At 68.6% G+C, this 568-nt stretch carries 1 protein-coding gene and 1 pseudogene; both read left to right on the top strand.

Features of this window, described 5'->3' with window-relative positions:
- Positions 1 to 215 (top strand): VOC family protein (locus tag ACXRVZ_RS27710; RefSeq protein ID WP_458233146.1); only part of this gene is annotated, 215 nt, incomplete at its 5' end.
- A gap of 147 nt (positions 216 to 362) precedes the next feature.
- A pseudogene (locus ACXRVZ_RS27705) lies at positions 363 to 568 on the top strand (DUF1801 domain-containing protein); the annotation flags it as partial.

Genomic DNA, 568 nt, shown 5'->3' with positions numbered 1-568 from the left:
ATGCGGAGACGGCGCAGACGCTGCGCGCGATCGTCGCCAAGGGCGCGATGCCGCCGCTCGTGCTGGTAGTGGACGACTGCCGCGCTGCCTACGAGCGCATGCGCGAGCGCGGCGTGGAGTTCACGCAGGAGCCCGTGGAGCGCTACGGCACCGTGGACGCCGGCTTCCGCGACCCGTCGGGCAAYGGATGGAAGATGATCGAGCCACGCCGCTGACGAAATGAACCACCCCCGTAGCGGCTTCGCCGCTCCCCCTTCAAGGGGGCGMCCCCAGCGGMCCGGCAAAGCCGGATCCGCGGCGTCCGCTTGGCTTCRCCGGGTTCATGCGCCAAGGGTGTCGCTTCGGCGCCGTGGAGAAATCACATGAAGAAAAGTCCGTCGGCGACAGCCGAGTCTGCGTCCGCTGCATCTGCGTCCGATTTGATAGACGCGCGGATCGAGCAGCTCGGCGACTGGCGGGGCGAAAGGCTCGCCCGGCTCCSCGCCCTGATCAAGGAGGCCGATCCCGACGTGGTCGAGGCGTGGAAGAGGAGCAATCCGGTCTGGTCGCACGACGGGCTGATCTGCAC

The sequence above is a fragment of the Roseateles sp. P5_E8 genome, from assembly GCF_054177665.1.
The sequence above is the reverse complement of the archived record's forward strand: the minus strand, read 5'-3'. Positions and strand labels throughout refer to the sequence as shown.